The organism is Amycolatopsis sp. NPDC004772 (assembly GCF_053601215.1).
On record NZ_JBSGBK010000012.1, the window covers coordinates 146865 to 154464 of the forward strand.

At 65.8% G+C, this 7600-nt stretch carries 6 protein-coding genes; 4 read left to right on the forward strand and 2 right to left on the reverse strand.

Translation table 11 applies throughout. The features are described 5' to 3' along the window. Positions 1-23: 23 nt before the first annotated feature. Entirely contained in the window at positions 24-1625 is a 1602-nt protein-coding gene (locus ACWEF6_RS10785; RefSeq protein ID WP_449682713.1) for a (2,3-dihydroxybenzoyl)adenylate synthase, read from the reverse strand. 238 nt (positions 1626-1863) lie between these two features. Here ACWEF6_RS10785 and ACWEF6_RS10790 point away from each other — a divergent pair, with 238 nt between their 5' ends. Next, complete coding sequence (locus ACWEF6_RS10790; protein WP_449682714.1) at positions 1864-3612, forward strand: non-ribosomal peptide synthetase; 1749 nt, start codon at positions 1864-1866, stop codon at positions 3610-3612. Positions 3613-3634: 22 nt separating this feature from the next. Here ACWEF6_RS10790 and ACWEF6_RS10795 read toward each other — a convergent pair whose 3' ends face one another. Then, the gene (locus ACWEF6_RS10795) at positions 3635-4831 is read right to left on the reverse strand and encodes a cytochrome P450 (RefSeq protein WP_449682715.1); all 1197 of its coding nucleotides are present in this window, start codon (positions 4829-4831) and stop codon (positions 3635-3637) included. A 187-nt stretch (positions 4832-5018) separates the two neighbouring features. Between ACWEF6_RS10795 and ACWEF6_RS10800 the strand changes: the two genes are divergently transcribed. From ACWEF6_RS10800 to ACWEF6_RS10810, 3 genes are all read left to right on the forward strand, one after another. Then, positions 5019-5795 carry a thioesterase II family protein gene (locus ACWEF6_RS10800; protein ID WP_449682716.1) on the forward strand — a complete coding sequence of 259 codons (777 nt, stop codon included), beginning with the start codon at positions 5019-5021 and terminating at the stop codon, positions 5793-5795. Positions 5796-5870: 75 nt separating this feature from the next. Continuing rightward, positions 5871-7100, forward strand: a complete 1230-nt coding sequence (locus tag ACWEF6_RS10805; protein WP_449682717.1) for a pyridoxal phosphate-dependent aminotransferase — start codon at positions 5871-5873, stop codon at positions 7098-7100. A gap of 120 nt (positions 7101-7220) precedes the next feature. After that, positions 7221-7442: an MbtH family protein gene (locus ACWEF6_RS10810; protein ID WP_449682718.1), complete on the forward strand. Its 222-nt coding sequence runs from the start codon at positions 7221-7223 to the stop codon at positions 7440-7442. Positions 7443-7600: the final 158 nt, after the last annotated feature.

Here is a 7600-nt window from a genome sequence, read left to right on the forward strand (position 1 = left end):
TCGGAGCCCGGCGCGGGGGTGTTTCATGCCGCCTGTCTGCTGGCGCCGGGCGGGGTGAGGGCGGCCAGGGCGCGCAGTGCGACCTTGTCTGCCTTGCCTACCGGCGTGCGGGGCAGTTCGGAGACGGACACGAGCTTGTCCGGGATCTTGTAGGTCGCGAGACCGCGATCTCGCAGGAACACCTTCAGGGCTTGGAGTTCGACGCTCTCGTTTCGCAGTACGACGAATGCGTAGGTGCGCTCACCCAGTACTGGGTCCTCGACCCCCACGACCGCCGCGTCCCGGACGCCGGGGTGCGCCATGAGCTGTTCCTCGACCTCCTCGACCGGAATCTTGTCGCCAGACCGGTTGATCACGTCCTTGAGCCGCCCGACGACGACGATGTTGCCGTCCGACCTACGTCGCACCAGGTCCCCGGTCCGGAAGAACCCATCCGACGTGAAGGAGTCGGCGTTCTCCCGTTCGGCACGGTAGTAGCCGCGAATGGTGTACGGACCTCGCGTCAGGAGCTCACCTTCGACGTTGTCCGGTACGTCGTGGCCGGCGTCGTCCACAACCCGGATTTCGTCGTCGGGAGCCATTGGACGGCCCTCGGTGTTGAACCTCACCTCATCCGGGTCGTCGAGCCGAGTGTAGGTGAGAAGCCCTTCGCCGACACCGAACCACTGACTCAGGTCGCAGTTCAGGAACTGGCACGCTTCCTCGGCCTGCACTGGTGTCAGCTTGGAACTGCCGATCTGCAAGTGGACGCCGGAAAGGTCGACAGGCGTCCGCTGCGCGTAGTCGATCCAAAGCCGCACGGTTCCCGGTACCAACGTGGTGAGCGTGACCTGCTCCGCACGGATGAGCCCGATCAGCTCCGCCAGCCGAGAAGTCGGGGCGAGTACGACCTTGCCACCGACGAGCAGCGTTCCGAACAGCCCAGGGCAACCGAGCGCGGCGTTGTGGGCGACCGGGTTCACGGCCAGGTACGTCGACGTGCTGTCGACCCGGAGCGCGTCCGCGGTAGCCAGCATGTTGTACGCGTAGTCGTCGTGCGTGCGGGGGATCAGTTTCGGCCGGCCAGTCGTCCCGCCGGAGAGCAGGAAGAAAGCCGGCTCGGACGGATCGACCTGCGGATACCGCGTCTCCGGCGCGCTGTCGGCGAGCTCGTTCGCAATCAGCACCTGCTCGACCCCCGGGACGGCTTGCTGCACCTCGTGGGCGAGCTGCCGGTAGTCGAAGCCTCGGAACTCGCTCATCACGATCAGTGCGACGGCGCCGGACTGCGAGGCCAGGTGAACGAGCTCGTGCTTGCGATGCCCCGGCAGAGCCAGCACCGGAATGGCACCCAGCCGGAACAACGCGAAAACCACGGTCGCGAACTCCGGCACGTTCGGCAACTGCACGACGACCCGGTCGAGCGGGCCGATCCCACGAGCTACGAACTGCCGGGCTACGAGGTCGGAGCGGGCTGCGAGGTCCGCGTACGTGAGCCGCTGCTCGCCGTACACGACAGCCACCTTGGTGGCATGTTCGGCGCAGGCCGCCTCCAGGAGCTCGCCCAGCGATCGCCCTTGCCAGTAACCCTGGCGGCGATACTGCTCGGCGAGTTCGTCGGGCCAGGAAACGCAGCCTTCGAGCATCTCGGCTCCCGATCAGACTAGATATCGAACTGAGGATCAGCGGTACGACAGGCCAACGGTCTTCACCATCCGGCATCCGCCGCCGTCAGGCAATCGTGCTGACAGAGACGCGACAGGAGGCCCGTGTGGGTCGCTGTCCTGTCTCTGTCAGTTCGATGGTCGTCATCGGCCTGGGCTTCTAGGGTCCGTAGCAGGTGCGTCGTCCCTTCCACGAGTCGGCTGATCCAAGGAGTTGACCTTGTCCACGGTTCCGGAGTTGTTCGAGTCGACTGTTGCCCGCTTCCCCGACCAGCCCGCGGTCATCTTCGGTGACATCAGTTTGAGTTACACCGAGCTGAACACCCACGCGAACCAGCTGGCCAGGCGCTTGGTGGCCCTGGGAGTCGGGCCGGATTCCTTGGTGGCGGTCGCCATACCGCGCTCGGACGAGCTGATCATCGTGCTGCTGGCCGTGCTGAAGGCCGGCGGCGCGTATCTTCCGCTGGACCCGACCTACCCCGATGATCGGCTGGCGCACATCATCGACGACGCGAGCCCCGTCCTGGTGATCCGGTCGAGCCAGGTTCCCCGCCTGATTGACGAGGTGGCCGACTACGTGATCGACGACCCCGACCTGCAGGAGGACATCCAAGGTGAGGCGACCGGCGACCTGACTGACGCTGAGCGGCTGTCTCCGTTGTACACATCCCATTTGATGTACGTGATCTACACGTCAGGCTCCACTGGTACGCCGAAGGGCGTGGCGGTGACCCATGCAGGTACGGGCGACATGCTCGCAACTCACGCGCACCGAATCGGTCCGGGCCCTGGTGACCGGGTGCTGCAGTGGGCGTCGATCAGCTTCGACGCCGCATTTTGGGACATCACCCTGGCGCTTCTGTCCGGAGCCGCGCTGGTCATGGTGTCCTCGGACGACGTCCTGCCGGGAGATCCGTTGCGGGAAACCCTGCTGAAGCACCGGATCACCCACGCGACCTTGCCGCCGGTGGCCTTGAGTGCCACTGACGCCGATGGCGTTCTGCTAGGCGGCACGGTGATGTCGACGGGCGATACCTGTACGCCGACCTTGGTCCGCAAGTGGGCACCCGGTCGACGGCTCTTCAACGGTTACGGTCCGACCGAGGTGACTGTTGGCTCCACCCTCAGCGGACCGGTCGACCCGGCTGTCGACGAGATCACCATCGGGACGCCTTGGCTCGGCGAGACCGTCCAGGTGCTCGACGAGCGCATGCAAGAAGTTGCCGACGGCGCCGAAGGGGAGCTGTACCTGTCCGGGCCCGGGCTGGCCCGCGGTTATCTCAACCGTCCGAGCCTCACTGCCACCCGTTTTGTCGCCGATCCACAGGGAGCACCCGGCAGCCGGATGTACCGCTCCGGCGACCGCGGCTCGCGTCGGGCTGATGGAGAGTTCCTCTTCTCGGGTCGCGCCGATGCCCAGGTGAAGGTTCGTGGCTTCCGGGTCGAGCTTGCCGAGGTCGAGGCAGCCTTGGCCGGTCACGCCGCGGTCAAACTCGCCGTCGCTGCGGTGGACGGAGAATTGGCAGACGCCCGGGTGGTTGCGTACGTGACGACGTTGCCGGGGGAAGAAGTGACCGAGTCGGAGCTGCGCCACCATGTCCGCCGTATGTTGCCGGATCACATGGTGCCGTCGACAGTCACCTTGCTCGACGAACTTCCGACGACGCACAACGGAAAGATCGACCGGAAGGCGTTGCGACCGCGCCCCGCCGAGCCCCCTGCCGAACAGCTCAGCTGGCACGAGGGTATGCCGTACGCCGATGTGCTGTGCGCGATCGTCGCCGAGCTCCTGGGCCTGCCGGTGGTCACCCCGGATCAGAACTTCTTCGAGATCGGTGGGCACTCTGTGCTGGCGACGAAGCTGGCCGCGCGGATCCGGCAGGACCTCGGCATCAAGATCCCGATCCGCTCACTCTTCGAGGCCGGCAGTATCTCGGAGTTGGCGCTAGTGGTGGAGAGGGCCGTCTGACCGGCGACTGAGACGGGTCCGCTCACCGGAAGCTGACGGGCAAACTGCTGTAGCCGAACAGGAAGTTCGAGTAGATCCGCGAGGGCGTGCCAGCCAGCTCGATTGAACGCACCGACTCCGCGAGCGAGGACAACAGGGCCCGCAGTTCCGCCCGGCCCAGGAACGCACCGACGCAGAAGTGGGGCCCGTGGCCGAAGGTGAGGTGCTTGTTGGTCTTGCGTGCCAGGTCCAAGGTTCGCGGATCGGGAAACACTGTCTCGTCGTCGTTGGCCGAGGTGTTCCACAAAGTGACGATGTCCCCGGCCCGGATCTTCTGACCGGCGATCTCCAGGTCGGTGAGCGCGGTCCGGGCAAAGTGCATAGCGGGCGTGACCCAGCGCAGCACCTCCTCGACCGCGTCGTCGAGGGAGGCGACGCCAGCCTGCAGCGCGGCCCACTGCCCAGGGTTCTCGGCCAGCGCTTTGACCGCTCCGATCGCTGACATCCGGGACGATTCATCGCCGCCCAGGATGAGGCTGTAGCAGTTCAGGGCGACCTCCTCTTCGCTGAGCAGTTCGCCGTCGACCTGTGTGCTCGCGATCATGGTGATGACGTCGTCGCCTGGGTTCTCCCGGCGATGCTTGGCGAGATCCATGAAGTAGGAAACGATGTCGTTGCGGGCGATCAGCGAGTCGAGGTCGTCGACCTCCTCGCTGTCCGCGGACAGGGCCAGCTTGTTCCACCTGAGCAGGTCGGCGCGGTCGCCGTCGGGGATCGACAGGAGATCGCAGATCGTCGTCATCGGGATGTGCTCGGCGACCTCGGCGGCGAAGTCGAACGTGCCCACATCGACCACGCTGGCGACCAGACTCCGGGTGCGTTGCTCGACCCGCTCGACCACCGGTCCGAGGACCTTGGGGGAGAACGCCCGCAGCATCAGGTTCCGCAGCTGCTGGTGGCGGGGGCGATCGGTGACGGCGAGCATCTTGCCGCTTGCGGAGTCGTTGCCGTGCAGTAGTACGTCGAGCACGGTGCCGCGCGCCGAGCTCAGGGATTTGGCGTTGCGGTACGCCGCCTGGATGTCGCTGAACCTGGTGACCACCCAGAATCCCGGCAGATCGCCGGGGGAGTCGTGCCAGTAGATGGGATGCTGCGGCCGAATCTCCTGCCAGTAGTCACGGGGTTCGTGCCGGACAAACGTCGCCGGATCCGTGAGATCGAGAAACTCGCCAGCACCCACCTGCGTCTCCTTCAGCCGGACCGTTGTGCGGACAGCAACTGCCAGCGTGACTAGGCGATTCGTCGAGTCCGGGATGTCTTGCGTAGTTCCTTCACCGGTGACTGAGAGCCGAAAGATTTGAGCCTGGCCACCCGCAGAGGTGCAAGGCTCTGATTGAGCACGTCTGCTTGAGCGTGAGGTGGAGGTCATGACTCCTACCGGGAACCGAGGTTGGCTGCGGTGGCCGAACGTCATCCCGCGGCCGGCGATCCGGCTCGTCTGCTTTCCGCACGCCGGTGGTGCGGCCGCGAGCTACGCCGGCTTTGCCAACGAGCTGCCCGCCCAGGCCGAACTGGTGGTGGCCCAGTACCCGGGTCGTGGCGACAGGTTCGCCGAATCCGCCGTGGAGGATGTCCGGCGGATGGCGTCGTCCGTGAGCGCGGAACTCCTGACCCTCGAGTCCCACGCCCCGCTGGTGTTGTTCGGGCACAGTTTCGGCGCTTTGGTGGCCTACGAGACCGCGCTCGCGTTGCAGCGCAGCGGAGTACGCCCGGTGCAGCTCGTCATCTCGGCGTCGCCTCCGCCGCGGCTGGCCGGTGGGGGGGAAACCCATCTCCATGACGACGACGAACTGTGGTCGATCGTTTGCGGCCACGGTGGAGTTGAGCCGGAGATTGCCGCCGACGCCGACTTGCGTGAGGTTCTGCTGCCGATTCTGCGCTCGGATATCAGGGCCAACGAGCTCTACGAACCGCCGGTGAACCCACCCTCGCTCGACTGTCCGGTGATCTGTTACCACGGCGACGGCGATCCACTCGTGAACGAGTCCGAGCTGGTCGAGTGGGGCGAAGTCACCACTGGGTCGTTCTCCGTACGTCGTCGCTCGGGTGGGCACTTCCACGTCTTCTCAGCAGTCGGTGACCTGCTCGAGGACGTCTTCGCCGACGTAGCGATCGATGGTCTGCGGCGTCGGGCGGTGTCGTGAGCATTTATCCGCCCAGCAGCAGTGTCTCGACCTGACAGTGACCGCGCAGCTGACCATGAGTTGGGGAACGAAACGATGAGCCATCCACCTATTGCCACCGCGATTCCGTCGTCGTCGCTGCACGAGATCTTTCGTGCCGCCGACGCCCGCGCGCTGGCCACCGGGGCACCGGTGACCAGACTTCACGTCGGAGAGCCGTACTTCACCTCCCCTCCCGAGGTCGCCGAGGCGATCGCGGAAGCTCAGCGGGCCGGCCGGACGACGTACACCGCTGTCGAAGGTCTTCCGGAACTGCGGCGCGCGTTGACTGCGAAGCTGAAACGGGAGAACGGCATCGACGCGCCGAGCTCGCGGATCTTCGTCACGCCGGGCTCCTGTCAAGGACTGCAGGCGCTGCTGCTGTCGCTGGCCGAACCGGGGACCGAGATCCTGCTTCCGGAGCTGCACTGGCCGATCCATGTGCAGCAGAGCCTGCTCGCGGGTCTGCGCCCGGTGTTCTACTCACTCGACGACAGGTACTTCCCGGACCTCGAATCGATCGCCGAGAAGTCGGGACCCAACAGCCGGATCCTTCTGGTGAACTCGCCGGCCAATCCCACCGGCGCGGTACTGGACGCGGACCGGATAGAGGGTCTGCTCACGCTCGCGCGCGATCGTGGATGGCACGTGATCAGCGACGAGGCATACGAGCACTTCGTGTACGAGGGCGAACATCTGTCCCTGGCGGCAAGTGAACGCCGACTGCCCGTGGAGAAGCGGATCGTGCACAGCGTCTTCACGTTCTCCAAGAGCCTGGCGATGACGGGCTACCGGCTCGGCTACGTCGTGCCGGCGACGGACGAGGCAGCCGCCGGGATGAGGGTGGTGCAAGAGGCCGGCATCATCGCTCCGCCGACACCGGTGCAGTACGGCGGAATCGCGGCGCTGGAGATGCCCGATGCTGCACAGGCGAACCGCAAGTTGGTACAGCAGAACAGAGACACCGTGTTACCGGCACTTCGAGACGCCGGCCTGATCCGCGAGCTCCCAGCCGGCGGGTGGTACGCGATGGTGGATATCAGTAGCACCGGTCTGGGAGCGGAGGCCTTCTCGGCGCAGTTGCTCGCGGAACGTAGTGTGGCCGTTGTTGCCGGCTCGGGGTTCGGGTTGCGTCCGCAGCTCGATGACCGAGGCGCTCTGGTAGCGATGGACACTGATTCCCATGCGGACAACCTCGTGCGGATCGCCTTCTGCGTGGATCCAGACGTTCTCAAGTCGGGTGTGGATGCCCTTCTTGCCTTCGTTGACGAGCGGCAGGCGCGGTGACTTCATGAGCTGCCGCTCCAGGTGATGTTCGCGTGGCATGTACTGGCCCGTTGACAATGCGGCTGAGATCAGTCGCATTGTCAACGGGCTGTTGACCAACCTCAACTCGGGAGCTGACTCATGACTGTGAACCCCTTCGACGACGACAACGGTGAGTTCTTCGTCCTGGTCAATGACGAGGGCCAGCACTCACTGTGGCCGACGTTCGAGGACGTTCCGGCCGGCTGGCAGGTCAAGTTCGGTCCGGCGACGCGAGCCGAGAGCCTCGCCTATGTCGAGGAGAACTGGACCGACATGCGGCCGCGAAGTCTGCAGGAAGCGATGGCGGCCGACAAGGCGTAACGCGGCGAGCAGCCGCTCTGCTCCGCGATCAAGGCGGGTCGGGCATGGCTGCTCGCGACGTGAGTGACGTCCGGCCGCCCGGGCTGCAGCCCGGGGGGGCGGGGATGCTGCGGGGGCGACCACAGATAGGGAGAGCGGGGGGGGGGGGAAGGGTGTTT